The organism is Marinobacter similis (assembly GCF_000830985.1).
Taxonomy (GTDB): domain Bacteria; phylum Pseudomonadota; class Gammaproteobacteria; order Pseudomonadales; family Oleiphilaceae; genus Marinobacter; species Marinobacter similis.
Window position 1 is genome coordinate 2,184,339 of record NZ_CP007151.1, and the last position, 25,239, is coordinate 2,209,577.

Annotated in this window: 17 protein-coding genes and 9 pseudogenes; 21 read left to right on the forward strand and 5 right to left on the reverse strand. The window is 56.9% G+C overall.

What is annotated here, in order from left to right:
• Positions 1-38: 38 nt before the first annotated feature.
• Both AU14_RS10140 and AU14_RS10145 read left to right on the forward strand, forming a co-directional pair.
• Positions 39-890: a universal stress protein gene (locus AU14_RS10140; protein ID WP_236744610.1), complete on the forward strand. Its 852-nt coding sequence runs from the start codon at positions 39-41 to the stop codon at positions 888-890.
• Between the two features lie 107 nt (positions 891-997).
• Positions 998-2,194, forward strand: coding sequence for a PilT/PilU family type 4a pilus ATPase (locus tag AU14_RS10145; protein WP_041340648.1), 1,197 nt, complete (start codon positions 998-1,000; stop codon positions 2,192-2,194).
• 107 nt (positions 2,195-2,301) lie between these two features.
• On the opposite strand, the gene AU14_RS10150 is transcribed toward AU14_RS10145, so the two are convergent.
• Positions 2,302-2,976: a GntR family transcriptional regulator gene (locus AU14_RS10150; RefSeq protein WP_041343853.1), complete on the reverse strand. Its 675-nt coding sequence runs from the start codon at positions 2,974-2,976 to the stop codon at positions 2,302-2,304.
• Positions 2,977-3,114: 138 nt separating this feature from the next.
• On the opposite strand from AU14_RS10150, the gene AU14_RS10155 reads away from it, so the two are divergent.
• The 9 genes and pseudogenes from AU14_RS10155 (at position 3,115) to AU14_RS10190 (ending at position 11,011) form a co-directional block, all read left to right on the forward strand.
• Positions 3,115-4,116 carry a TRAP transporter substrate-binding protein gene (locus AU14_RS10155; RefSeq protein ID WP_236743963.1) on the forward strand — a complete coding sequence of 334 codons (1,002 nt, stop codon included), beginning with the start codon at positions 3,115-3,117 and terminating at the stop codon, positions 4,114-4,116.
• Positions 4,117-4,205: 89 nt separating this feature from the next.
• A complete protein-coding gene (locus AU14_RS10160; protein ID WP_041340651.1) occupies positions 4,206-4,727 on the forward strand; it encodes a TRAP transporter small permease subunit in 522 nt (173 codons plus the stop codon).
• A 2-nt stretch (positions 4,728-4,729) separates the two neighbouring features.
• Positions 4,730-6,066, forward strand: a pseudogene (locus AU14_RS10165) (TRAP transporter large permease).
• Positions 6,067-6,094: 28 nt separating this feature from the next.
• A pseudogene (locus tag AU14_RS10170) lies at positions 6,095-7,446 on the forward strand (malonyl-CoA decarboxylase).
• A 4-nt stretch (positions 7,447-7,450) separates the two neighbouring features.
• A complete protein-coding gene (locus AU14_RS10175; RefSeq protein ID WP_041340652.1) occupies positions 7,451-8,980 on the forward strand; it encodes a malonate--CoA ligase in 1,530 nt (509 codons plus the stop codon).
• Between the two features lie 27 nt (positions 8,981-9,007).
• Positions 9,008-9,766: a maleate cis-trans isomerase family protein gene (locus AU14_RS10180; RefSeq protein ID WP_041343857.1), complete on the forward strand. Its 759-nt coding sequence runs from the start codon at positions 9,008-9,010 to the stop codon at positions 9,764-9,766.
• Between the two features lie 98 nt (positions 9,767-9,864).
• A complete protein-coding gene (locus AU14_RS22815) occupies positions 9,865-9,990 on the forward strand; it encodes a hypothetical protein (RefSeq protein WP_269079030.1) in 126 nt (41 codons plus the stop codon).
• A 113-nt stretch (positions 9,991-10,103) separates the two neighbouring features.
• Positions 10,104-10,739, forward strand: coding sequence for a hypothetical protein (locus AU14_RS10185; RefSeq protein ID WP_148312733.1), 636 nt, complete (start codon positions 10,104-10,106; stop codon positions 10,737-10,739).
• A 74-nt stretch (positions 10,740-10,813) separates the two neighbouring features.
• Positions 10,814-11,011: a hypothetical protein gene (locus AU14_RS10190; RefSeq protein ID WP_041340655.1), complete on the forward strand. Its 198-nt coding sequence runs from the start codon at positions 10,814-10,816 to the stop codon at positions 11,009-11,011.
• 15 nt (positions 11,012-11,026) lie between these two features.
• Here the strand turns inward: AU14_RS10190 and AU14_RS19065 are convergent.
• The 3 genes and pseudogenes from AU14_RS19065 to AU14_RS10200 form a co-directional block, all read right to left on the reverse strand.
• Positions 11,027-11,209: pseudogene (locus AU14_RS19065) on the reverse strand (NAD(P)/FAD-dependent oxidoreductase); the annotation flags it as partial.
• A gap of 587 nt (positions 11,210-11,796) precedes the next feature.
• A complete protein-coding gene (locus tag AU14_RS10195) occupies positions 11,797-13,152 on the reverse strand; it encodes an ATP-binding protein (RefSeq protein WP_041340656.1) in 1,356 nt (451 codons plus the stop codon).
• Positions 13,139-13,804 carry a response regulator transcription factor gene (locus AU14_RS10200; RefSeq protein WP_041340658.1) on the reverse strand — a complete coding sequence of 222 codons (666 nt, stop codon included), beginning with the start codon at positions 13,802-13,804 and terminating at the stop codon, positions 13,139-13,141. The genes AU14_RS10195 and AU14_RS10200 overlap by 14 nt, the downstream gene beginning before the upstream one ends.
• Positions 13,805-14,017: 213 nt before the next feature.
• On the opposite strand from AU14_RS10200, the pseudogene AU14_RS10205 reads away from it, so the two are divergent.
• The 5 genes and pseudogenes from AU14_RS10205 to AU14_RS10225 all read left to right on the forward strand — a co-directional run.
• Positions 14,018-14,221: pseudogene (locus tag AU14_RS10205) on the forward strand (cupredoxin domain-containing protein); the annotation flags it as partial.
• Positions 14,220-14,540 (forward strand): annotated as a pseudogene (locus tag AU14_RS10210) (IclR family transcriptional regulator); the annotation flags it as partial. The pseudogenes AU14_RS10205 and AU14_RS10210, both read left to right, overlap by 2 nt.
• Before the next feature lie 197 nt (positions 14,541-14,737).
• The gene (locus AU14_RS10215; protein WP_041340659.1) at positions 14,738-16,831 is read left to right on the forward strand and encodes a 3-hydroxyacyl-CoA dehydrogenase NAD-binding domain-containing protein; all 2,094 of its coding nucleotides are present in this window, start codon (positions 14,738-14,740) and stop codon (positions 16,829-16,831) included.
• Between the two features lie 20 nt (positions 16,832-16,851).
• Positions 16,852-18,035, forward strand: a pseudogene (locus AU14_RS10220) (acetyl-CoA C-acyltransferase).
• Between the two features lie 39 nt (positions 18,036-18,074).
• Positions 18,075-19,489 (forward strand): annotated as a pseudogene (locus AU14_RS10225) (aldehyde dehydrogenase family protein).
• A 123-nt stretch (positions 19,490-19,612) separates the two neighbouring features.
• On the opposite strand, the gene AU14_RS10230 reads toward AU14_RS10225, so the two are convergent.
• Positions 19,613-20,194 carry a QsdR family transcriptional regulator gene (locus AU14_RS10230; protein WP_041340661.1) on the reverse strand — a complete coding sequence of 194 codons (582 nt, stop codon included), beginning with the start codon at positions 20,192-20,194 and terminating at the stop codon, positions 19,613-19,615.
• 55 nt (positions 20,195-20,249) lie between these two features.
• On the opposite strand from AU14_RS10230, the pseudogene AU14_RS10235 reads away from it, so the two are divergent.
• The 5 genes and pseudogenes from AU14_RS10235 (at position 20,250) to msrA (ending at position 25,209) form a co-directional block, all read left to right on the forward strand.
• Positions 20,250-21,226: pseudogene (locus AU14_RS10235) on the forward strand (NAD(P)H-dependent flavin oxidoreductase).
• Between the two features lie 194 nt (positions 21,227-21,420).
• Positions 21,421-21,708: a hypothetical protein gene (locus AU14_RS10240; RefSeq protein ID WP_041340663.1), complete on the forward strand. Its 288-nt coding sequence runs from the start codon at positions 21,421-21,423 to the stop codon at positions 21,706-21,708.
• A gap of 35 nt (positions 21,709-21,743) precedes the next feature.
• Positions 21,744-22,445, forward strand: a complete 702-nt coding sequence (locus tag AU14_RS10245; RefSeq protein ID WP_041340664.1) for a response regulator transcription factor — start codon at positions 21,744-21,746, stop codon at positions 22,443-22,445.
• A gap of 3 nt (positions 22,446-22,448) precedes the next feature.
• Positions 22,449-23,924 carry a sensor histidine kinase gene (locus AU14_RS10250; RefSeq protein WP_041340666.1) on the forward strand — a complete coding sequence of 492 codons (1,476 nt, stop codon included), beginning with the start codon at positions 22,449-22,451 and terminating at the stop codon, positions 23,922-23,924.
• 95 nt (positions 23,925-24,019) lie between these two features.
• A pseudogene (gene msrA, locus AU14_RS23830) lies at positions 24,020-25,209 on the forward strand (peptide-methionine (S)-S-oxide reductase MsrA).
• The last annotated feature ends 30 nt before the right edge of the window (positions 25,210-25,239 follow it).

The window sequence follows — 25,239 nt, forward strand, 5'->3', positions numbered from 1 at the left end:
AGAATAACAACCACAACGATCAGCAAGGTGAGGTTGAGATGTTACGAGTAGTGGCCTGTATCGATGGTTCCCGCGCTGCACCGGCGGTGTGCGATTACGCCGCCTGGGCAAGTAAGCACATGCAGAATCCGGTGACGTTGCTTCACGTTCTGGATGAAGAGCGCTATCCGGCGGAGCCGGACCTGGCGGGCAGCATTGGCCTGGGCAGTCGTGAGCAGTTGCTGGACGAGTTGGCCGAACTGGACCGCAAGCGTTCGAAACTGGCACTCGAGCATGGCCATCATATGCTGGACGAGGCCGAGCGCCGTTTGAAAGATGCCGGTGTGGCCGAGGTGGCCAAGCGCCAGCGCCACGGTGATCTGACCGAATCGCTGCTGTCGCTGGAAAACCAGACTCGGCTGCTGGTGATGGGCCTGCACGGTGAGAGCAGTTCCGATCGCGACATCCACATCGGCAGCCAACTTGAGACGGTGATTCGCAGCATGCACCGGCCCATTCTGCTGGTGCCGGATGAATTCACTGCGCCTGAAAGCGCCATGCTGGCCTTCGACGGCAGCGACACCGCGTTCAAAGGGGTGGAGTTGCTGGCGGGTAGTCCGGTCTTGAAAGGCATGCCGTTGCACCTGGTGATGGTTGGTGCCGACACCAACGACCGCTGGGAACAGCTGAAGAAGGCCGAGAAGATGTTGGCAGGCCTGGAATCCGAAATCACCCTGGCGATCCGCGCCGGTGACGTCGAGCCCACGCTGCACGCCTATCAGGAAGAACACGACATTGATCTGCTGGTTATGGGCGCCTACGGCCATTCCCGCATACGTCAGTTCCTGGTGGGCAGCACCACTACTACGATGCTGAAAACGGCCGAGAAGCCGCTGGTGATTCTCCGTTAGTGAAGGCTGCTTGCGGTGGCAGCCTGACGTTACTTGGATATACTGAATCTCCAGACGAAAAGGAAAGGGGAAGACCTCCAGATGTATCCAAGCAAGGAGTGTGACCAGTGACCGCTGTGATCAATAAGTATCTGAATGTACTGGCAAAGAATGATGGTTCCGATTTGTACTTGAGCACTGGGGCTCCGCCCTGTGCGAAGTTCCAGGGTACGTTGAAGCCGCTATCCCGGGAGGTGCTCAAATCAGGAGAGGTAGAGGCCATTGCCAATGGCATCATGGATGATGAGCAGCGTGCAATCTTCAATAATGATTTAGAGATGAACCTGGCAATGTCTTTGCCAGGCATCGGCCGTTTCCGGGTCAACATCTTCAAACAGCGCAATGAAGTCGCCATCGTTGCCCGCAACATCAACACCGACATACCAAAATTCGACGATTTGGGATTACCCCCTGTTCTGAAAGAGCTGGTCATGAACAAGCGTGGGCTGGTGTTGTTTGTTGGCGGCACGGGTTCAGGTAAATCAACCTCTTTGGCGGCCCTGATCGACTATCGCAACAGCAATGTCGGCGGTCATATCATTACCATTGAGGACCCGGTTGAATTCGTTCACAAGCACAAGAAGTCCATTATTAACCAGCGTGAGGTGGGGGTAGATACCCGAAGCTTCAAGAACGCCTTGAAGAACACCCTCCGGCAAGCTCCAGACGTTATTTTGATCGGTGAGATCCGGGATCGAGAAACCATGGAGCATGCGCTGGAATTTGCTGAAACCGGTCACCTGGCCATTTCCACGCTTCATGCCAATAACGCCAACCAGGCGCTCGAGCGCATTATCAACTTGTTCCCGGATGAAAAGCGGCCGGCATTGCTGATGAGCCTGGCGCAAAACATCCGCGGCTTCGTTTCCCAGCGACTGGTGCCAACCGCCGATGGCAAGCGTTGCGCTGCCGTTGAGGTGCTCCTGGGAACTAAAACGATCCAGGAATTGATCCTCAAGAACCGGCTGCCAGAAATAAAGGAAATAATGGAGAAGTCGGAAAACCTGGGGATGCAGACCTTCGATGCCGCTTTGTTCAAGCTCTATGAGAGCGGACGCGTTACGCTCGAGGACGCGATCGCCAACGCGGACTCTCCGAACAACCTGCGGTTGCGGATCAAGCTGGCTCAAGGGGATAGTGCTCCTGCTGTCGAGGAAAAAACTGCCGAGGACAAACCATCACTGTCCATTGATGAGTTGACTCTGGAGGAGATCGAGGAGGAGGGCGACGAGGCTGATGCGGAGTCGTTCAAACCCGGGTTCTGAGAGACGGGCGACTGGGGCTGAACCGGCTCAGTAACTTGTTCCGGGCTTACAGCCAGATCATACTTTAAATAGTGTCAATCAATTCAGTTGGCGGATTCAGACACCTCCTAGGGCGTTTCCTGGGAGGAATTACCAAAGGTTTTTACCTGGGACACAAAGTCGCTGAACCGGGTGCCCTGGATCAGGACATGCTCCTTAAGTTGCTGCTCGGCTTCGTACCCTTGTCCTTTTTCGATGGCCTCGAAAATCCTGCGGTGCTCGTTCACCGAGGTGGAAACCCGATTCCGTGTTTGTAATTGCAGGCGCCGGTATGGCTTCAGGCGTTGCTTCAGCTGCCGTGCTTCAGTTGCCAGAAAGTTGTTGTGGCTGGCCGTGTAAATGCAGTTATGGAATTCCTCGTTTTCGTAATAGTAATCATCCGGATCCGACATCACGTCGGGATCTTCGCAGCGGTGTAGCGCCTCACGCAGGGCTTCCAGTTCTGCCGGCTGTATCCTTCTTGCCGCGAGTCGGCCGCACATACCTTCCAGTTCCGCCATGACCTCGAACATTTCGATCAGCTGGTCGAAACCGACCTTTGCGACGAACGTGCCTTTTTTTGCCTTGACGGTTACCAGGCCGCTGACCACCAACTGTTGAATGGCTTCCCGTATGGGAGTGCGGGACACGCCGTACTTGGCGGCCAGAGCGTCATGATCAAGCTTGGCTCCAGGCAGCAGCTGACCGTTAATGATGTCCTCTTCCAGAGCGTCTTTTAGTTTTTGTGTATTCGAGCGTTTCATAGTGATCTCTCGGCCCGGCTTGAAAATGGAATTGTTCATACTTTAGTCAATCTCTATTGACAAGAATATACAACAGGGCTATTGATGTATACATCAGAGTGCTCTGATAGATATTACAAAAACAATTCTGGAGACAAAATGATGAAGATGCCCTTCGCAAAACTGGCCGCAGCGGCCACTCTGTCTGTGTTTCTGCCCAGCATTGCCGCAGCCGACACAACCCTTCGTGTGTCGCACCAATTTCCAGGAGGAAAGGGTGATGTGCGGGATGAAATGGTTCAATTGATGGCGCGCGAAGTGAAAGCGGCGGATGTCGGCCTCGAACTTCAGATTTATCCGGGTCAGTCCCTGTTTAAGGCCAAAGAGCAGTGGGGCGCTCTGGTACGTGGCCGGGTAGACATGATCTCCCTGCCACTGGATTACGCCAGTGGCCGTCACCCCGAGTTTTCCGCAACCCTGATGCCGGGTCTGGTTCGTAGCCACGAGCGCGCCCAACGCCTGAATGACTCCGAATTCATGGACATGATCAAGAAGGTGATTAACGACGCCGGCGCCCGAGTGCTTGCCGATGCTTGGCTGGCTGGCGGCTTCGCCTCTAACAAGCAGTGCATTACTTCACCGGACACTGTTCAGGGGCAAACACTGCGTGCCGCCGGCCCGGCCTTTGACGAGATGCTGGCTACCGCTGGTGCCTCCATCGCCTCCATGCCTTCATCCGAAATCTACACCGCCATGCAAACCGGCGTTCTTGATGGTGCTAACACCTCCTCAGGTTCCTTCGTGTCCTACCGTATCTACGAGCAAGTCACCTGTCTGACCGCTCCGGGCGAAAATGCTCTTTGGTTTATGTACGAGCCAGTACTGATATCCGAACGCAGCTGGAACAGCCTGGACGCTGAGCAACAGGCAGCACTCACAGCAGCGGGTCAAAAGGCCGAAGAGTATTTCGCCAAAGAAGCCGCTGGTCTTGACCAAAAAATGGCTGACGTTTTCGCGGAGAACGGCGTTGAAGTGGTCAATATGACACCTGAAAACTACCAGGCCTGGTTGGATATCGCCAAGAAGAGCTCCTACAAGACCTTCGCAGAGAACGTGCCGAACGGACAGGCTCTGATCGACGCTGCGCTGGCCGTCGAGTAATCCCTTTGTTCCTGATCTGCTGAATCAGTCTCGCCATCCCCAAGGCTTCCTGCCGGGGTGGCGAGCCAACCATTTTTCGGGTTTGAGTTATGTCCCAATCTTCCAGTTCAAGACGAGCCTCTGAGCGAGGCATCTTCGGTGGATACATCCGTTGCATGGATGCCGTATCGGTTGCCGCTGCCATTCTCGCCGCTGCGCTGCTTGCGCTGGGTGTGCTGGCCGTCGTTCACATGGTGTTCGTTCGTTACGCCATGGGTGAAAGCACAGTCTGGCAAACCGAATTCACAACCTTTGCGATCAGCGCAGCGATGCTGCTGGGTACGCCTTATGTGCTCAAGACCGGTGGTCACGTGGCAGTCACCGTGCTGCCCGATGCCATGCGTGGTCTGCCTAAGCATCTCATGCAGCTGACTGCTTCGCTGGTAGGTCTGGTGTTCTGTTTGGCTCTGGCTTACGGCTGCTGGTACTACTTCTACGAAGCTTACGCTTTTGAGTGGACCACCGGGACCGTCTGGAATCCACCTCTGTGGCCCGCACTTCTGCCCGTGGCCGTTGGTGCGTCGTTACTGTCGCTTCAATACGTTGCTGAAATTCTGCGGGGAGAGGCGTAATTATGGATCCTGTCACTAGCGGTATTCTCGTTGTTATTGCCTTGCTGGTACTGATGGCCATCGGTACCCCCATCGCCTTTGCACTTGGCGCCGTCGCCCTGGGGGCGCTGGTCCTCGATCAGGGAATGGGTGAGCTGGTGTATTTTGGCGAAACCTTCTTCGGGCACGTTGCCTCCTTCGGCTTTGTCGCCATTCCCATGTTCATTCTGATGGGTGCTGCGGTGGCCTCGTCGCCCACCGGAAGGGATCTCTATCGTTCACTCGACATCTGGATGGGCAGGCTGCCAGGCGGTTTGGCAATCTCCAACATTGCGGCTTGCTCAATTTTTGCGGCCTTGTCGGGGTCATCGCCCGCAACCAGTGCGGCGATCGGTAAACTCGGTATTCCCGAGATGCGCAAGCGCGGTTACCCGGATGGGGTTGCGGCGGGTTGTATTGCCGCTGGTGGTACCCTCGGCATCCTGATCCCGCCCTCGGTCACCATGATCGTATACGGCATTTCTACGGAGACCTCTATCGGCCGTCTGTTTATTGCCGGTGCAATGCCGGGGCTGATGCTGGCAGGTCTGTTCATGGTCTGGACCCTGATTGCCTGTAAGTTGTCCGGCGGCTACAACAGCCCGAATCCGGTAGCGGCGGCGGCAGCCCAAATCAAGGAAAACGTTGAAGGTAACATGAAGGCCCTGGTACGGGTGCTTCCGTTCCTGATGGTGGTGCTTGGTATTCTGTTCGCTCTTTATGGCGGCGTTGCAACGCCGTCTGAAGCGGCGGGTGTTGGTGCTTTCCTGTGTCTGGCGTTGGCATCATCGTCTATCGCATGTGGCAGGTTAAACCCATCTCCAACATCATGCGAGATGCACTGCGTGAAAGCGTAATGATCATGCTGATCATTGCGACCGCTGAAATATTTGCCTTTGCCCTGTCGTCTCTGTTCATTACCCAGACCCTGGCCGGAGCCATTGCCGATCTGGAGGTAAATCGGTGGGTCCTGATGGGTGTCATCAACCTCTTCCTGCTGGTTGCCGGTTTCTTCCTGCCACCAGTTGCCGTCATCGTGATGGCCGCACCGATCCTGTTGCCGATCATTCTTGCTGCGAACTTCGACCCCTACTGGTTCGCAGTGATCCTGACCATCAACCTGGAAATCGGACTGATCACGCCGCCGGTTGGCCTCAACCTGTTCATCATCAAGGGCATCGCGCCCGACATAGCACTCCGGGACATCCTCCTTGGCAGCTTGCCGTACGCTCTGTGCATGATTCTAGGCATTGTGCTGCTGTGCGTATTCCCTGAGATCGCCTTGTGGCTGCCGAACCTCATCATGGGTGCAGGCACCTGAGATCAACTCTAAGGTTAATGCTATGAATATGAGCTTCTTGCAAGAGCTGTTCAGCAGCATCACCCAGCGTGATGCCCTACAGCGTAAATTTGGCACCAGGAATAAGAAAGCCAGTTACGATCACAAGGATCTGGAGGCGGCTTGCCATGAGCTGCTGCACAGTGATGGCGAGGCGGCCAGTATCGTGCTCGCCAGTCGGGCACTGGATATCTACCAGTCCCTTGGCGATGACGACAAGCGAGCCTTTTTTGATGCCTTGGCCAAGAACTTTTCGGCCGATCCAGACAAGATCGATCAAGCGTACCGCGTCTACAAAAGCGATAGGTCCAACAAACATCTGGCCGACCTGTTCGAGGTCACGGAGCCACTTCGGCAGGAATTGCTGCGTCGACTCAACCTGGCTCAGGGTGCAACTTATGAGCTGGTGAGGATGCGTCAGGATTTCCTGGCGCTGATGAAGGAGCATAAAGACTTTGAGTCTATCAATGCCGACTTTGTCCATCTCTTTGCGTCCTGGTTCAACCGCGGCTTTCTGGTCCTGAAGCGGATCGACTGGACCACGCCAGCTTCCATTCTCGAGAAAATTATTCGCTACGAGGCCGTGCACAAGATCCAGGGGTGGATGATCTGCGCCGCCGTCTGGATAACCGGGACCGGCGTTGCTTCGGTTTCTTCCACCCTGCGATCGGCGATGAACCGCTGATCTTTGTAGAGGTGGCGCTGACCAAGGGCATTCCGGACCGAATCCAGCCCATCCTGGCGGATGACCATTACGACATTGACGCTCCCCAGTTGGCCGACTCGGCTGCCTTCTTTGGCATTAGCAACTGTCAGGTCGGGCTCCGGGGTATCTCTTTCGGCAACTTCCTGATCAAGCAAGTGGTGCAGGAGCTGAAGTATGAACTGCCGAACCTTAAGAATTTCGTGACACTGTCACCACTGCCCATGTTCAGGAGCTGGCTGGAGAAAACCTACCACCCGGATTCGGGCCTGTTAACGTCGGAGGCACAGTCGATACTGGCACACCTGGACAATCCGGAGTGGGCCAGCAATGAAGAACTGGCCAATCGCCTGAACGAAGTAATTCGACCCCTGGCGGCCCGGTACCTGCTGAAAGAGAAGAACGGTGATAATCAGCCGATGAATCCTGTTGCCCGCTTCCACTTGGGTAATGGCGCGGAACTACACCGCATCAACTGGCTCGGGGATGTCTCCACCAATGGTATGAAGCAGTCTGCAGGCCTAATGGTTAACTATCTGTATGTGCTTGAGAACATTGAACGCAACAATGAAAAGTACACCGCAAACGGCGAAATCGTCTGTTCCCCAAGCGTCCGTGAACTGAGCAAGCTGGTAGAAAACTGTTTCAAGGAGAGCTAGAGAAATGAACCATAACCTGTTCGAGACCTTTGCCGCGAAAATGCAGGACCGTGGAACGGCCAACTTCATTACCACGCCCGAGGGTGCAGAGTATTCCTATGCCGATGCCCTGGCCAAGACCGAGCGCATTGCCGGTGCCTTGAAGGGCCTTGGGGTTAATCCCGGAGACCGGGTGGCGGTGCAGGTTGATAAGAGCCCGGAGGCCATTCTGTTGTACCTGGCGACTTTGCGCGTCGGCGGTGTCTATTTGCCATTGAACACCGGTTACACAGCGGATGAAATTGGCTATTTCCTGGGTGACGCGGAGCCTGCGTTATTCGTGTGCATGCCTGCCTCCCTGGAGTCGGCTAAAGCAATTGCAGCCAAAACCCAGTGCCCTCAAGTGGAAACTCTGGGTACCAAGGACGATGGCTCCTTAATGGATGCGGTTGCCAAGGCCCAGGCGTTCACCGGCATTGAACCTCGCGATGAGGATGATCTGGCGGCCATTCTATACACCTCAGGCACCACCGGGCGCAGTAAAGGTGCCATGCTGACCCACAAAAACCTGAGGTCAAACAGTAAGAGTCTGGCCGAGGCCTGGCGGTTCACAGAGAAAGATCGGCTGATTCATGCACTGCCAATTTTTCACACCCATGGCCTGTTCGTGGCTTGCAACGTGATCCTGACGGCCGGTGCCAGTCTGTACTTCATGTCCAAGTTTGATGTCGACACCATTATCGCTGCCATGGCCGAAGGAACGTCTCTGATGGGGGTGCCGACATTCTACACGCGCCTGTTACAGGATGACCGCCTGACCCCCGAGCTGACCGCCAATATGCGCCTGTTCACCTCTGGTTCAGCACCGTTGACGGCGGAGACTCATCAACAGTTTGAACAACGCACCGGGCACGCGATCCTTGAGCGGTATGGCATGACCGAAACCAACATGAACACTTCCAACCCCTACGATGGAGACCGGATTGCCGGCACCGTCGGTATGCCGTTGCCGGGTGTAGAGATCCGTATTACCGATCCGGAGAAAGATACCCACGCGCCATTGCCCCAAGGCGAGATTGGCATGCTCGAAGTGCGTGGTCCTAATGTGTTCAAGGGCTATTGGCGCATGCCGGAGAAAACCAAAGCCGAGTTGCTGGAGGACGGGTTCTTTGTCACCGGGGATTTGGCACTGATTGACGAGCGCGGATACGTCCAGATTGTTGGTCGTGATAAGGACCTGGTTATATCCGGTGGCTTCAACGTTTATCCGAAAGAAGTTGAGCAAATTATCGATGCACTGCCGGAGGTGTCTGAGTCGGCAGTCATTGGTGTTCCGCACCCCGACTTCGGGGAGGGCGTGACGGCGGTCGTGGTGTTGTTGCCAGGGCAAAAACTCAGTGAGGCGGACGTTATCAAGTCCTTATCTGGCCACCTGGCGAAATACAAGCAACCCAAACGGGTTTTCTTCGTAGATGCGTTGCCCCGCAATACCATGGGCAAAGTCCAGAAGAAGCAGCTACGGGATGAATACAAAGACATTTACTCAGACGCTTGAAATGGCGTAACCATGGGAGAAAGCGCCATGACCAGAAGTTTTCGAATCGGCCAGATTGTGCCCAGTTCCAACACCACCATGGAAACTGAGATTCCCGCCATGCTCAGAGCGCGTGAAGCAGTGGAGCCGGAAAGGTTCACCTTCCATTCCAGCCGGATGCGCATGAAAAAGGTGACCAGGGAAGAACTTGCGGCTATGGATGATGAATCAGACCGCTGCGCTCTGGAGCTGTCGGATGCCGCTGTGGATGTTATGGGCTATGCCTGTCTGGTAGCCATCATGAGCCGGGGCGCGGGGTACCATCGTGATTCGCAGGCTCGACTGCACGGTGTCACCCGGGATAACGGCCATCCGACTCCCATTGTCAGTAGCGCGGGAGCGCTTACTGACGGCCTTGGTGTCTTGGGTGCAAAGCGCGTTGCAATCATAACGCCGTACATGAAACCACTGACCCAGATGGTGATTGATTACATTGAGGCTGAAGGTATTCAGGTGGTTGACAGCATCGCTCTCGAAATCCCCGACAACCTTGAGGTTGGCCGTCGTGATCCTTTGCTGCTCAGGGACATTGTTAAGCGGCTGGATCTAACCAATGCCGATGCGGTGGTGTTGTCGGCTTGTGTACAAATGCCATCGCTTGCATCAATCCAGGCAGTAGAAGATGCACTGGGGCTGCCAGTGGTGTCAGCGGCGACCTGCACCACCTACCAAATACTTAAGTCTTTGGGGCTAAAGCCTCTGGTGCCCGATGCGGGCAGGCTGCTGGACGGAAGTTACTGCAACTGAGGGATTCTCATTGGGTCGGGCGCGGGCTTGGCCCGATTGGGTTACTGAAAAATTGTGTATAGTGTTATTGGTCAGTAACCCAATGAGGAACCTGAATCATGGCCAATAAAGCGTCCAAGAAAGTTGCCAGCATCAAGAAAGAATTGAAAGCTCGCAAGGCAAAGATTGCCAAGCAAGAGAGCAAAGTGAAACGTTTGAAGAAAAAACTCAAAAAAGCGGCGTGATAGGCGCCGCCTCCAGTCGTCGCTCCGGCACGATTCGCTGTGCTGATGAGCACCATCGAGGGTCATTGCCAGAACCACCGAGAGCGCTTTGGAAAGCACTTTCGGTGGTTCTGGTGTTGTTAGTGACCGGTTGCCAGTCTCTGTCGCTGCCCCCACCAACGGTCGGAACCAAAGCCGCCGGCACTGTGGCGGTCAGTCCCGCCTACGCCGATCGATTTGAGCAAATCGAGGGAGCACTGTCGGAACTGAGCTCCGCTGGCGTGCCTGCTGATCAGGATGCCTACGCCCGCCAGGCTCAGCAATTAAGCTCCGTCTCTGACGATTTTCTGAGGTTGGTAAAGGCAGGCCCGGAGACAGCACCGGAGTTCCGACTGTGGGGGGATTACTTCAACCGGTTGTCGGATACCGTAGAGGTTGTGGTGGCCGGTGATGCCAGTCTGGTTGAGGCCGAAGGCCTCTACGAACAAGCTGCCCGTCTTTACCCTCAGTTCCTTGAGCGCTCCCAGTTGCCCGAGCGGCCTTATAGAGCCGTGGATGGCGAGACCAGCGCTTACTTCGCGGGCAATTATTTCCTGTGCACCATGCCCGAGGTTATCGCCGACGGCTATGGCCGGCGTGGCCTGGAAGGTAACAACGGAATGGGCGGTATGAGTGGGCACCTTGAGCAGGCCATGGACCGTTATCTGTCCGGGCCGTGTGAGCCGGACCTGATGTTTTCGGCGGCCGAAATGCTGTACGACTATGCCTGATCTCCGGGCCGAACCGCTCGGCTTATCGAACCCGTATCGAGCAGGCCGGCCCCGGAAAATCCGCGCCCTGGCTGGTGCTGCTGGATAACCTGCTGTCCGACTACGATCTGTCGCAGGCGCTGACCCATCTTGATCAGGCCCTGGCTGACGCGCGTGCGAATCTAGAAGACGATGATGTGATTAGTGCGGAATTCGCCCGCGAGGTAGAGCGCCAACGTGCGCTGTTGCTGGATGGGCAGGCGCCAATCCAAACCCTTCGGTATCAGCCTTAATCATTCCTTGGGGCGTTAAGCGTCATTGCCCGCCGCCACACCAGACGCCCAGGCCCACTGAAAATTATGCCCACCCAGGTGGCCGGTCACGTCCACCACCTCACCGATGAAGTACAGGTTTGGGCGTTCCAACACCGACATATTCTTTGACGACAGCTGCCGGGTATCTACGCCGCCGAGGGTTACTTCCGCGGTTTTCCGAACACATTCCTAATGTTGTCAATTTTCTCCCATGGAGGTTGGCCGCAAACCAATCTGTGCATTTCATTGGGTGCTGCCATACAGTTTCCGCATGCCGTGTGTATATCCTAGTTAAGATGCTGATTTTTAGGCGCTGTTGAGGTAGTTTCGAAAATTAATATGCATACACGTTGGCACGTCAACTATGTGGACGAAAAATGGGGGGGATTTGTACACATCGTAATATTCGAATTGGAAATCGTTAGCTGGTCTACGCGCTTCAACGGTTTGATTTCGGGGAATGGTCATTATTTGCACTACCTTTAGTTTCGGGTCCAAATCTGGGTCTGCTTTTAACTGACGCGAAGATTTGGATTGGTCGCAAAGCGAACATTCAGCTTGAAGTCTGAAGGCCTCGCTTTGAGGAACGGGGTTGTCACGTGTATCGGGGTAAGTCCAAAATTAGCTAAGAGATCGGACTTCAAGCGACCCGCTATAACGACAGACGAAGCTGAATCTGGCTTGAAAAAGGCACTACTGTGAGGAAAGTTTTTATACAAACACTATCCACATGTGATCGCTTAACCACATACCAAGTGGCCGGGTCAACGATTGATCACCGGCACCGCCCTGGGAAGGTCAACTATCACGGACAACCCACTTTTCGGAGCAGGTGAGAAGTGGAGGGTTCCACTGTAGCGTTCGACAATTTCTCGAACAATCGCCAGCCCAAGGCCATGGCCTGGGGTCTGCTCGTCCAGCCGCAATCCCCGTTGACCCAGCTTGCTGATTTCTGCCTCGTGGACGCCTGGCCCATCGTCTGTCACGCAGATCTTCAGTGTTCCGGAATTCTGAACGAGTGACAGCTCTACACATCGTTCTGACCATTTGCCTGCGTTGTCCAGGAGATTGCCCATGATCTCATTCAGGTCGTGTTGCTCAATTGGCCAGCGGGCTTCCTCCGGCAGAGAACTCGACAGTTCAAAGGACTTTTCCGGGTATAGCCGCCCCAGCATCCAAAGTAGGTCCCGCGCCTGTTTCAGAGGGTAAGCGCTTTTTCCAACCTGTGGTCCTGCAAAGCGACTTCGGCGCATCTCGGCTTCAAGCTGTTTGTCGATATCATTGAGTCTCGCGGTCATCTGAAGGCGGAGATCGTTGGAGAGTGGACGGCTGGTGTCCTCAAGAACCTGTCGGACGGCCGCAATCGGGGTCTTGACGCTGTGAGAGAGATTCGCGAGCGCATCCCTTGACCGTTCCAGTCGCTGGTCGAGTGAGTCGAGTAATTGGTTGAGCTGCTGGACCAGCGGTCGAAACTCCTCGGGCGCCTGGACATGAATCCGGGAAACCTTGCCATCTTGAAGTCGCTTTAGCGTGGCCTTCAGTTCGACGACTGGGCGCATGGACAAATTGATACCAAACCAGATCGCAACGACCAAGAGCAGAATTAGCAAAATAGAGACGATGGCCGTCCACGCGTGCAACTCCGTCTGACTGCGTTTTAGTGCGCCGAGATCCTCGGACACGATCACTACAATCGGCGTATTGCCTATCTGGAACGACTTTCGATACGCAAGAATGCTCTTTGGGCCTTCGACTGTACCCGCATCCTGAATACGAACGGTTCCATCCTTCGCTGATTCAATCAACGACATTAACACCGGTGCCCAGGAATCCGGGGAAATGATAGTCATGGACGGAGAGTGAATGGCGAAGGCGTGATGAAAGACTTCCTGAAAATAGTCACCGGTCTTGAGACTGTCCAATTGACCACCAGACTCGCGAATCTGGTGCTCCAGAAAGGCGACCTCATCCTTGAGACGTGTCTCGACGAATTCCCGGGACATCCGGTCCAGTAAGAGGCCGTGAACCAGCCATGCAAGCCCCATTAATGCAATGCCGGCTGGCAGTAGCAATATAAGCAACGTGCCTTTGACGGATTTGGGCTTGCTAAACAGCGTCATTGAACAGATACCCCTGGCCGCGACGGGTTGCAATGGTGTCGTTGCCAACCAGTTTTCGCAATCTGCGAATGTAGGCTTCGATGATGTTTTCATTCGGGCTGTCGTTCAGGTTGTACAACTGCTCCATTAGCTGCTCTTTCGAGAACACATGGCCGGGACGGCTCATCAGGCAGCGCAGTAGGCGAAATTCCGTGCCGGTGAGGCTGTACTCCGTGCCATCCTCGGATCTCAGGCTTTGACGATTCTCATCCAATTCGAAGCGTCCGGCTTTGACCATTGAATGAATGCGACCTTCGCTTCGGCGCACAATGGCGTTAAGCCGGGCTATTAGTTCTTCGGTTTGAAAGGGCTTTGCAAGGTAGTCATCCGCTCCAGCTTTTAAGCCTTGCACCTTGTCATGCCAGTCGCCCCTCGCAGTCAGGATAAGCACCGGGCAGCCAATTTGATGGGTTCTCCATTTCCTTAAAACGTCTAACCCATTGCCATCAGGTAAACCAAGATCAAGAACAATAGCTCGATAATCCTCCTGCTTGCCCAGAATCGCAGCTTCTTTGGCGGTAAAGGTGGTATCAACGCTGAACCCCGCCTTTTCAAGCTGACCACTTAATCCGTCAGCCAGCAAACGGTCATCTTCAACAAGCAGTAATCGCATCAGGGCGTTCCTTCTTTGAGCCAGACTTTGGGCCAAGTGTGCAACGAGTGTCACCGATCAACCTGAATTCAGCCTGAACGACGAATTAATTCGATATTTTCAGCAAGAGTTCAGGTTAATGCGCGATGGTGTGATTCGTATTTTGGCATTGCTCTTTGTTCAGAGCTAACCGACGCCGGGCTTCCGGCCCCCTTTAACAATGGAGAAGAAAAGATGAACGCATCCAAGTTGATTGTTGCAGCCGCTGCCATGTCGATGTCGGCCGTGACCCTCGCCGCCGGTGCTCATGGCGGTGGCCATGGCGCCAGCAGCGGCGAACCGGGTAAAGCCTCGGAGGCCTCTCGCACCATCACCGTCGAAATGTACGACAACTATTATGAGCCCGAAGAAATCAGCGTGGAGCCTGGTGAAACTCTACTGCGCCATCACCGATAAGGCGCGTCATGTTATCGACGATGCCATGGAAGCGAAATACGGAGCTGAGGGCTGGCTTGAGAAGAAAGAGGGGCTCGAGCGCGCCCGGGAAGATTATGAGAAGCATGGCTTCTGTCTCTCCCTGGGCGAGTGGGATCGCAACATCAACTCGGCCGGCGTGCCCATTCACCTGCAGGACGGCACCATTATGGCGCTGACCTGCGCCGCGCCCTCGTACCTGGTGTCCGGTGAGAAGCTGCGTGGGTCCATCGCTCACCAGCTGGCCATGTTGGCCGGCGATATCGAATCTCTGGGCGTGTAATCGCTGCAGCCATAGAGCTGCAAGCACCCCCGTGAATGGCCCGGCCCAGTAGGCCAGCGCCAAAACCGCAGAGGAAACTCTGCGGTTTTTTTGTGCCTGGTCTTTAATTGATGGTTGAAACCCCGCAAGATCTACTATTAAATCGTACTCAAGTTTCGCTTGTTAAAACTATATTCCATATTAGGCGAGGAGAGATTATGTCTGAGGTCGTAACTTATAACCGTGAAGGCACCGTTGGCGTCATTACTGTGGACTATCCACCGGTGAATGCCCTGGGCCATGCGGTTCGTTCCGGCCTGTTGGCCGCGCTTGAGCAAGGGCTGAAGGATTCCGAGGCCAAGGTGCTGTTGCTGGTGTGTGAAGGTCGTACCTTTATTGCCGGTGCGGATATTCGCGAGTTTGGCAAGCCCATTCAGGAGCCATCGCTGCCTGAAGTCATGAATGTTTTCGAGAACAGTGACAAGCCTGTGGTCGCCGCCATTCATGGCACCGCCCTCGGTGGCGGTCTGGAAACAGCCCTGGGCTGTCATTACCGGATTGCCCTGAGCAGCGCCAAGGTCGGCCTGCCCGAAGTGAAATTGGGCCTGCTGCCCGGTGCCGGTGGCACCCAGCGCCTGCCGCGTCTGACCGGTGCCCGCAAGGCCCTGGAAATGATCACTACTGGTGAGTTTGTCGGTGCCCCTGAGGCCCTGAAACTGGGTATTGTTGATACCGTTGATGAGGGTGACGACATCAAATCCGCCGGCCTGGCCTTTGCCAACAGCATTGCCGATGAAGGCAAGCCGGTGCGTCGGGTCCGTGACCTGACCGACAAGATCGCCGCCGATCAGGGCAGTGACGTATTTGATGAGTTCCGCGCTCAGCTGGAGAAAAAGGCCCGTGGTCTGTTCTCGCCGTTCAAGTGCGTGGATGCGGTGGAAGCCGCGGTCACCCTGCCGTTTGATGAAGGCATGAAGCGGGAGCGTGAACTGTTTGTCCAGTGCATGGATTCGCCCCAGCGCGGCGGACTGATCCACTCTTTCTTCGCCGAGCGTGAAGTATCCAAGGTGAAGGGTCTGGCCAAAGACACTCCGTTGCGCGACGTTAACAGTGTCGGCATCATCGGGGCCGGTACCATGGGCGGTGGCATTGCCATGAATTTCGCCAATGTCGGCATCCCCGTCACCATCGTGGAAGTGAAGCAGGAAGCTCTGGACAAGGGCTTTGCGATCATCCGCAAGAATTACGAGAACTCCGCGAAGAAAGGCCGCATCACCACCGAGCAGGTGGAAGAGCGCATGGCCCTGATCAGCGGTAGCCTCAGCTACGACGCCTTCAAGGACGTCGATCTGGTCATTGAGGCGGTGTTCGAGAACATGGCCATCAAGAAGGAAATCTTTGGCCAGCTGGACGCCGTGTGTAAGCCCGGCGCCATCCTGGCATCAAACACTTCCACCCTGGATATCGATGAGATCGCCTCGGCCACGAAGCGCCCGGAAGATGTCGTTGGCATGCACTTCTTCAGCCCGGCCAACGTGATGAAGCTGCTGGAGAATGTGCGTGGCAGCAAGACCTCGGATGAGGTTAAGGCCACAGTGATGGCGGTGGCCAAGAAAATCAAAAAAGTGGGTGTGCTGGTTGGCAACTGCTACGGCTTTGTTGGCAACCGTATGCTGCACAAGCGCGGTGCCGAAGCCATGGCTTTGGTCAACGAGGGTGCTACACCGCAGCAGGTGGACAAGGTGCTGACTGACCTGGGCTACCCCATGGGCCAGTTTGCCATGTCGGATCTGGCTGGCATCGACGTGGGTTATCGCATCCGCCAGGAACGCCGCAACTCCGGTGAGGATGTGCCCCTGAGCTGGATGGACAAGCTCGCCGAACAGGACCGCCTCGGCCAGAAGACCATGGCCGGTGTTTATCGCTACGAGGAAGGTAGCCGCAAGCCGATCCCTGATCCGGCTGTCGACGCCATCATTGCCGACTTCCGTAAGGAACAGGGCATTTCGCCGCGCGACATCACCGATCAGGAAATCCTCGAGCGCTGCATGTTCGTGATGATCAACGAAGGTGCGAAGATTCTGGAAGAGGGCGTCGCCGACCGGGCGCTGGACATCGATGTGGTGTGGATCTTCGGTTACGGCTTCCCGGCCTACCGGGGCGGCCCCATGTTCTGGGCCGATCAGTTGGGCCTGGATACCATCCTGAACGCGGTGGAAAAGTACCACGACGACATCGGCGGTGATCAGTGGAAGCCTTCGGCTCTGCTCAAGCGTCTGGTGGCGGAAGGCAAATCCTTCGCTGATCTCTGAACGAACTGAGGCTATCTGAAATGTCTGATGCAGTTATTGTTTCCACCGCGCGCACCGGTCTGGGCAAGTCCTACCGGGGCGCCCTGAACAACACCCACAGTGTTGACCTGGCCGGACATGTGATCCAGCACGCGGTTGCGCGTGCCGGGATTGACCCGGATATCGTTGAGGACGTGATCCTAGGCGCTACCTTCCACGAAGGCGCCCAGGGCAAGAACATCGCTCGCCTCGCGGCCCTTCGGGCCGGATTGCCGGCAACCACGGCAGGCCTGTCGATCAACCGGTTCTGCAGTTCCGGGCTCCAGTCCATCGCCATCGCCGCCCAGCGCGTCGTGTCGGAGAAAGTGCCGGCCATGGTCGCCGGTGGTGTGGAGTCCATCTCTCTGGTGCAGAACGACAAGCTGAACAGCTTTCATGCCCGCAACGAGTGGCTGATGAAGCACAAGCCTGAGCTGTACATGGCGATGATTGAAACGGCGGATATCGTGGCGCAACGTTACCAGGTCAGCCGCGCGTCCCAGGACGAATACGCACTGATTTCCCAGCAGCGCACGGCCGCGGCCCAGGAAGCGGGCCGGTTTGATGATGAGATCGTGCCGTTCGACGCCACCATGCTGGTGAAGAACAAGGAAACCGGCGAGATCAGTGAGCGCGACGTCACCCTGAACCGGGACGAGTGCAATCGCCCGAATACTACCCTTGAAGGCTTGCAGGGCCTGGAACCGGTTCGGGGCGAGGGTCAGTTTGTCACCGCCGGCAACGCCAGCCAGCTGTCTGACGGTGCGTCCGTATGTACGGTGATGAACAGCACCTATGCCGAGAAGAACAACATCGAGCCCATGGGCATCTTCCGCGGCTTTGCCGTGGCCGGTTGTGAGCCGGATGAAATGGGTATCGGACCGGTGTTTGCGATTCCGCGTTTGTTGGCGCGTAATGGTCTGACCATGGACGATATCGATCTGTGGGAACTGAACGAGGCATTTGCGTCTCAGGTGGTGTACTGCCGGGATCGCCTTGGCATTCCCATGGAAAAGCTCAACGTGAACGGCGGCTCCATTGCAGTGGGTCATCCCTATGGGGTTACCGGCTCCCGGTTGACCGGCCACGCCTGATTGAAGGCAAGCGCCGCGGCGCCAAGTATGTGGTCGTGACCATGTGCGTTGGCGGTGGCCAGGGCGCAGCGGGACTGTTCGAAGTGGTGTAAGCGCAACCTCATTATGGCGGGTAAGTCAGGAGCAAAGGCATGAATGATCTGAGCAGGAACTACATCAACGGACAGTGGGTTGATTGGCGTGGTGACACCCTGGATGTCCACGAAGCCGCCACCGGCGAGGTGATTGCCAAGGTGCCAGCGTCTAACCGTGCGGTTATGGAACAGGCCATCGCCGCCGCCCACGACGCCTTTGAAACCTGGTCAGAAAGCACGCTGGAGCAGCGCCTGAAAGTGCTGGAACAGCTGCACGAAGGCCTGACCGCCCGCAGTGACGAGATCGCCGAAACCATCTGCCGGGAAGTGGGCATGCCCATCAAGCTGGCCACCGGCATTCAGGCCGGGCTGCCCGCCACCATCACCAAGAGCTACCTGAAACTGCTGCCGGACTTTGCCTTTACCGAGCAGGTGAAGAATTCGGAAGTGCAGTATGCGCCGGTGGGTGTGGTGGCTGTATTACGCCGTGGAACTACCCGTTGCACCAGGTCATCCTGAAAATCGTGCCGGCCATCGCCGCCGGTTGCACAGTGGTGCTGAAACCGTCCGAAATTGCTCCCCAGAGCGCTTACATTCTGGCGGAGATTCTCGATGGCACCGATCTGCCTAAGGGCGTTTTCAACCTGGTGTGTGGTCTTGGCGAGACGGTGGGAGATACCCTGATCAACCATCCGGATGTGCGCATGGTGTCGTTCACCGGCTCCACCCGCACCGGTAGCCGGATTGCTCACGCCGCCGCGGAAGATTTCAAACGCTTTGCCCTGGAAATGGGCGGCAAGTCCGCCTCGGTGGTGCTGCCGGACGCCGACTTGGCGGCTGCCGTGAAGGGTACGGTCAACAACTGCCTGCTCAACTCCGGGCAAACCTGCACCGCGTTAACCCGCCTGCTGGTGCCAGAGGATCGGCATGACGAAGCCTGTGAACTGGCGGCCGCCGCGGTGGCCAAGATGACACCGGGTAATCCGCTGGAAGAAACCACCCGCCTTGGGCCGCTGGCCTCCGCGCAACAGCGCGACAAGGTGATGGATTTCATCAAACTGGGTATCGAAGAAGGCGCCACCCTGGTGGCCGGCGGTCCAGACGCGCCGCAAGGCTGTGATCAGGGCTACTTCGTGCAGGCCACGGTGTTTGGCAACGTCAAACCGGACAGTCGCATCGCCCAGGAAGAAATCTTCGGCCCGGTACTGAGCATCATTCCCTACACCGACGAAGCCGAGGCCATCCGTATTGCCAACGGCACCGCCTACGGCCTGTCCGGAGCGGTCTGGTCGGCAGACCAGGACAACGCCAAGCGGGTAGCCGGAAAACTACGCACCGGCCAGGTCTTCGTTAATGGTGGCGCGTTCAACCCCCAGGCACCGTTCGGTGGCTTCGGTCACTCCGGCCTCGGCCGCGAATTCGGCAAATGGGGCCTGGAAGAATTCCTGGAAGTGCGATCACTTCAGCTGTAACCGAAGAAGTATGCTCGGCACCCGGGGTGGGGTGCCTTTTCTGCCGGGAAAAAGATGTCTGAGCGCAGCGAGTTATTTTTCCCAGAAGAAAAGATACCGCGCCGCGGGTGCCAGACTCCTATCTCAGGCTTTACCACCAAGAAGGATGCGAACGGCAGTACACGCATCCTCCAGCTCCTCATCCCGAGGCTCTCGACCCCCGAGGATGTCGCTGTATAGGCAAGACTCGGCCAGCCGGATCATGAAGTAAGACAGGCTTTCGATGTTCATCGGCGGCGTGATCTGGCCCCGAGCCACCTGGTCTTTCAATAGCCGGGTGTTGGCCTCGACGGTACGGCTGCGCAAGGTGGACTGGGACGAGGTAAGAATTTTCAGCGCGTACTCCGGATCCTGGTGTATGAACTGCCGCAGGGGCCCGAAGTGCAGCACGGTGGAGTTGATGTGCCGATAGACACCCACCACATAGTCGATCCCGGAGCCGGGGGTGGCTCTGAGTGCCTCCTGGCGCAGGGGATCGTACAGCGACCAGAGAACGTCACCGATCAGCAGGTCCTTGTTGCCCACCCAGCGAAACAGGGTGGCCCGACCAATGCTGAGCTCGTCCGAGAGGGCGGCTAGGTGGATGCGTTCGCCCTTGAGCCACATGCGCCGGGCCCGCTTCAGAGCGTCCGCCGGTGTTGCTCGGGTTGGTGTTTGCTCGGTCACTGAAACCTCATGTGGTGATTTGCAGCCATTCTAAACACAAAAAAGGAAAGCCGCTATGAAGACCAGAATCACTGAAATGTTCGGCATGCGCTACCCGATTATCCAGGGTGGTATGCACCATGTGGGCTATGCCGAACTGGCTTCTGCCGTGTCCAATGCCGGCGGTCTGGGAATCATCACCGGCCTGACCCAGCCGACACCTGAAGATCTGGCCCGGGAAATCGCCCGCTGCCACGAAATGACCGACCAGCCCTTTGGCGTCAACCTGACATTCCTGCCGTCATTCAATACTCCGCCGTATCCGGAGTATATTGACGCCATCATCGCCGGTGGCGTCAAGGCGGTGGAAACCGCCGGCCGTAGCCCGGAACAGTACATGCCCCAGCTCAAAGCGGCAGGCATCAAGGTTATTCACAAGTGCACCTCGGTGCGCCATGCCCTCAAGGCCGAGCGTATTGGTTGTGATGCCGTCAGTGTTGATGGCTTTGAGTGTGGCGGCCACCCGGGCGAGGACGACATTCCCAACTTCATCCTGCTGCCCCGGGCGGCCGAGGAACTGACCATTCCGTTTGTGGCTTCCGGTGGCATGGCTGACGGCCGCAGCCTGGTCGCGGCCATGGCATTGGGTGCCGAGGGAATGAACATGGGTACTCGCTTTCTGGCGACCAAGGATGCCCCGATTCACACAACGTCAAACAGGCCATTGTCGAAGCCGACGAACTACAGACCAAGCTGATCATGCGTAATCTGCGCAACACCGAGCGGGTGATGAAGAACGCCGCGGTTGAGGAAATTATCCGGATTGAAAAAGAAAAGGGTGAGGCCGAAACCATCGACGACATCCGCCACCTGGTGACCGGTGTAAAGGGCCGGCTGGTGCTGCAGGAGGGCAAGATGGACGAGGCAGCCTGGAGTTGCGGTATGGTGGCCGGCCTGATTCACGACATTCCCAGCTGTGAAGAGCTGATTAGCCGGATCATGGCCGACGCCGAGGAAATCGTTCGTAAGCGCCTGACGGGATTCCTGGCCTAACGCTGGACAAGATTCAGCCCCTTTCTAAACCCCATCACGCCCGCTACCTCCCACGCGGCGTGAAGGTTTTGTGATATTTCCGCTATACACTCTTTAAGCGCGTGTGATCCTGCCGTGAGCGGTACCTGCCATTCTCCCAGTTGTGCCAGCACGCCGTGCCGGCGCCGACTGACGAATCACAAGGAGAGATCACAATGCGAAACCTGACCCGAATGCTGGCCGTAACTGGCCTGAGTTTGTTTGCGCTGTTTGCTGTCGCTGGCGACGAAATGAAGCACGACGATGGCATGATGAGCGATGACGCCATGGAGCAGGGCATGTCTGAGAAGAGCATGGAAAAGGATGACATGGCAGATGACATGGGGCACGGTATGAAAGACGACGCCATGGATGCCAAGGGCATGGACGACACCATGGAAAAGGACATGGACCACATGTCGATGGAAGAAGAAACCATGGGCGATAAGGACACCATGGAGTAACTATTCTCCGAGGACGGGATCAGAGCCAGGGAACCATGACACGAACCGTACTGATCATTGAGGACAACCCCGGAATCGGCGAGCTGGTGCGTATGCAGGTCACCGACCTGGGCATGGACGCCATTCTTGTCGATCGCGGTGACGATGGCCTCGAGCGTTTTAATCAGGGCGGAATTGATCTGGTTATCCTGGATCTGATGCTGCCGGGCCTGGACGGGCTTGGGGTCTGCCGGGGTATTCGCTCCAGTGCGGGCTATGTACCGGTGCTGATGCTGACCGCCAAGAGCAGTGAGCTGGACCGGGTGCTCGGGCTGGAAATGGGTGCCGATGACTACCTGACCAAACCCTTCAGCGTGGCCGAACTGGCGGCGCGGATTAAAGCCCTGTTTCGTCGGATTGATGCCCTGTCGGCCAAGCCGGAACCGTCGCCGGAGGCCGAGCAGGTGGCGGTCGACGGCCTGCGGGTGGATCCGGTTCGGCGCCGGGTCTTTGTGGACGACCGGGAAGTGGATCTGACCGCCCGGGAGTTCGACCTGCTCTGGCACTTTGCCTGCCATCGAGGCCGGGTGTTTAGCCGGGCCCAGCTGCTTGATGCGGTCTGGGGTTATAACCACGAAGGCTACGAACACACCGTTAATACCCACATCAACCGGCTCCGCAACAAGATCGAGACCGACCCGGCCGCGCCCCGGTACGTCCAGACGGTTTGGGGTGTCGGTTACCGGTTTATGGACTGAACCATGGCGCCATCGTTATTTCGTACTCTCTATGCCCGGCTGGCCCTGGGCCTGGGCCTGTTCCTGCTGCTGGTGATTGTTGGTGGCCTGTTCACCATGCTCAGCCTCTACTCTGTGCGGGAATACACCGGTGCCGTCTATCAGGAGCTCAATCGCGATCTGGCCAGCAATCTGGTCGCCGACCGCAACCTGGTCACCGACGGCGAGCTCAACCGGACCGCGCTCAAGGAACTGTTCGGGTTGTACATGACCATCAATCCGAGCATCGAGATTTACCTGCTGGACCGGCAGGGCAATATCCTGTCCTACTCGGCAGACCCTGACAAAATCAAACGCAATCGGGTTTCCCTGGCCCCGATCCAGACTCTGCTCGAAGATCCAGGCGCTTACCCTCTGCCGGGCGACGATCCACGAAGCCATGACCGGCGCAAAGTGTTTTCGGTCACGCCGGTGCCCACCAACGCCAATCCGACCGGCTACCTTTATGTGGTGTTGCGCGGAGAGGAGTATGACGCCGCCGAGAGCATGGTACACAGCGAACGGCTGCTGCAGATGGGCGCGGGTGCGCTGGCCGTGAGCCTGTTTGTGGGCCTGCTGGCGGGCTTGGTGTTTTTCCGTCTGCTGACCCGGCGCTTGTCGCGGCTGACCGAGAGAGTGGAGCGCTTTGAGGCAGGTGACGGCCAAGCTGACCCCGAGGCTGAGCGCTTGCCGGAGCAGGGCGATGATATTGATTACTTGGCGGCACAGTTTGAGCAGATGGCCCGGCGCATTGCCAGCCAGCTTGATCTGCTCAAGGACAAGGACCATCAGCGCCGGCAACTGGTGGCGCAGGTGTCCCACGATCTGCGGACGCCTCTGGCCTCCATTCAGGGTTATCTCGAAGCTTTGCAGATGAAGCAGGACGATCTCAGCCCGACTGAGCGCGGTCGATTCCTGAAGGTCGCGCTCGCGGAGACTCATCGCCTGGGCCGACTGGTGGATGAGCTATTTGAGCTGGCGGCACTGGAGGCCCGGGAAAAACAGCCGGTGCCGGAGCCTTTCCTGGTCGCCGAGCTGGTGCACGATGTGGTGCAGAAACATCAGCCCGAAGCGGAGCGTGCAGGTGTGGCCCTGAGCATTTCAGCCGCCGATCCGATAATGGTGCGGGCGGACATTGCCATGACCGAGCGCATTCTCGATAACCTGATCAGTAATGCCGTCAGCCACTCGCCCGCCGACAGTCAGGTGACCCTGGCAGTGCAGGGTGCAGATGGCGGCGCTCGTGTCACCGTGGCGGACGCCGGCCCGGGCATCAACGAAGATGACCTGGCTCAATTGTTCGAACCCTTCTACCAGGCTGCCAATGCCGCCCGCACTGGCCATGCAGGGCTGGGTCTGGCCATTGCCCAGCGCATGGCGCAACTGCAAAAAGGCCAGCTATCGGTGCAAAACGGCGCGTCTGCCGGGGCTGAGTTTCAGGTCTGGCTGCCCGGAAAATAAACCTGTGTCGTTATAAATTCGTAAGAAACACCAGAAGGTTTTGTGAAGGCACCACGTTAGGCTGGAGTCAGTAAACCAGTCACAGGAGACAAAGTATGAAAGGCAAATTCATAGGCATGGCCACTGCGCTGTTATTGGGCGCCGCAGGTACGCTTGCGCTGTCCCTAACCCATGCCAGTGCCGAGACGCGGGCCGAAAAAGACACCGAGTTCGCGCCCAATAATCCGGATCTGGCGGTTGCCACCTTTGCGGGCGGCTGTTTCTGGTGCGTGGAATCCGGTTACGAGAAAATTCCCGGTGTGGTTGAGGCGGTCTCCGGTTACGCCGGTGGTGAAGAGCCCAACCCCAGTTACAAGCAGGTAGCGTCCGGACAGACTGGTCATACCGAAGCCGTGCAGGTCTACTACGACCCGGACCAGATTACCTACGAAGCCTGCTGGCCGGGCTATGGCGGATGATGGATCCGACCGATGCCAATGGTCAGTTTGTTGACCGGGGTCAGCAGTATCGTCCCGCCATCTTCTACCACGACGCCAAACAGAAGCGCCTGGCAGAAGCGGCCAAGGCTGAGTTGCAGGCCTCTGGCGTGTACGACAAACCGGTGGTGATCGAGATTGTGCCGTTCACCGAGTTCTACACCGCTGAGAAGTACCACCAGGATTACTACAAGAAGAATCCGGTGAGGTACAACTTCTACACCTTCAATTCCGGTCGCTATCAGTTCATCGAGAAGGTCTATGGCGAGGACTACGAGCTGGACTTCTCCCAGTACCAGCCTGGCGGAATGAAAAAGACGTCCAACGCCGAACCCGGCGTCGGTTTTGACGCCCAGAGCTTCGTGAAGCCGGATCGGGAGGTGTTGAAGCAGCGGCTGAGCGACATGGAGTTTGAAATTTCCCAGGAAGACGGCACCGAACCTGCTTTCAACAACCGCTACTGGGACAACAAGAAACCCGGCCTGTACGTGGATGTTGTATCGGGCGAGCCGCTGTTTTCATCCCGGGACAAGTACAAGTCCGGCACGGGCTGGCCCAGCTTTACCAAGCCCATCGAACCGGGTGTTGTAGTGGAGCGTGAAGACAACTCATTCTTCATGACCCGGATCGAGATTCGCAGCCGCTATGCCGATTCGCACCTGGGCCACGTATTCAACGATGGCCCGGCGCCGACCGGTCTGCGCTACTGCATGAACTCGGCGGCGATGGAATTCATCCCGCTGGAGGAGATGGAAGCTCGGGGCTACGCCGAGTACATCGATGACGTCACCGGTGGTCAGCGCAGCTAACCTTCCACAACCAACGACCGCAGTCGAATC

Coding starts and splice junctions, on each gene's coding strand:
- AU14_RS10140 (WP_236744610.1), top strand. CDS start 39: ATGTTACGAGTAGTGGCCTGTATCGATGGTTCCCGCGCTGCACCGGCG.
- AU14_RS10150 (WP_041343853.1), bottom strand. CDS start 2,976: ATGAAACGCTCGAATACACAAAAACTAAAAGACGCTCTGGAAGAGGAC.
- AU14_RS10155 (WP_236743963.1), top strand. CDS start 3,115: ATGATGAAGATGCCCTTCGCAAAACTGGCCGCAGCGGCCACTCTGTCT.
- AU14_RS10160 (WP_041340651.1), top strand. CDS start 4,206: ATGTCCCAATCTTCCAGTTCAAGACGAGCCTCTGAGCGAGGCATCTTC.
- AU14_RS10175 (WP_041340652.1), top strand. CDS start 7,451: ATGAACCATAACCTGTTCGAGACCTTTGCCGCGAAAATGCAGGACCGT.
- AU14_RS10180 (WP_041343857.1), top strand. CDS start 9,008: ATGACCAGAAGTTTTCGAATCGGCCAGATTGTGCCCAGTTCCAACACC.
- AU14_RS22815 (WP_269079030.1), top strand. CDS start 9,865: ATGGCCAATAAAGCGTCCAAGAAAGTTGCCAGCATCAAGAAAGAATTG.
- AU14_RS10195 (WP_041340656.1), bottom strand. CDS start 13,152: ATGACGCTGTTTAGCAAGCCCAAATCCGTCAAAGGCACGTTGCTTATA.
- AU14_RS10200 (WP_041340658.1), bottom strand. CDS start 13,804: ATGCGATTACTGCTTGTTGAAGATGACCGTTTGCTGGCTGACGGATTA.
- AU14_RS10215 (WP_041340659.1), top strand. CDS start 14,738: ATGTCTGAGGTCGTAACTTATAACCGTGAAGGCACCGTTGGCGTCATT.
- AU14_RS10240 (WP_041340663.1), top strand. CDS start 21,421: ATGCGAAACCTGACCCGAATGCTGGCCGTAACTGGCCTGAGTTTGTTT.
- AU14_RS10245 (WP_041340664.1), top strand. CDS start 21,744: ATGACACGAACCGTACTGATCATTGAGGACAACCCCGGAATCGGCGAG.
- AU14_RS10250 (WP_041340666.1), top strand. CDS start 22,449: ATGGCGCCATCGTTATTTCGTACTCTCTATGCCCGGCTGGCCCTGGGC.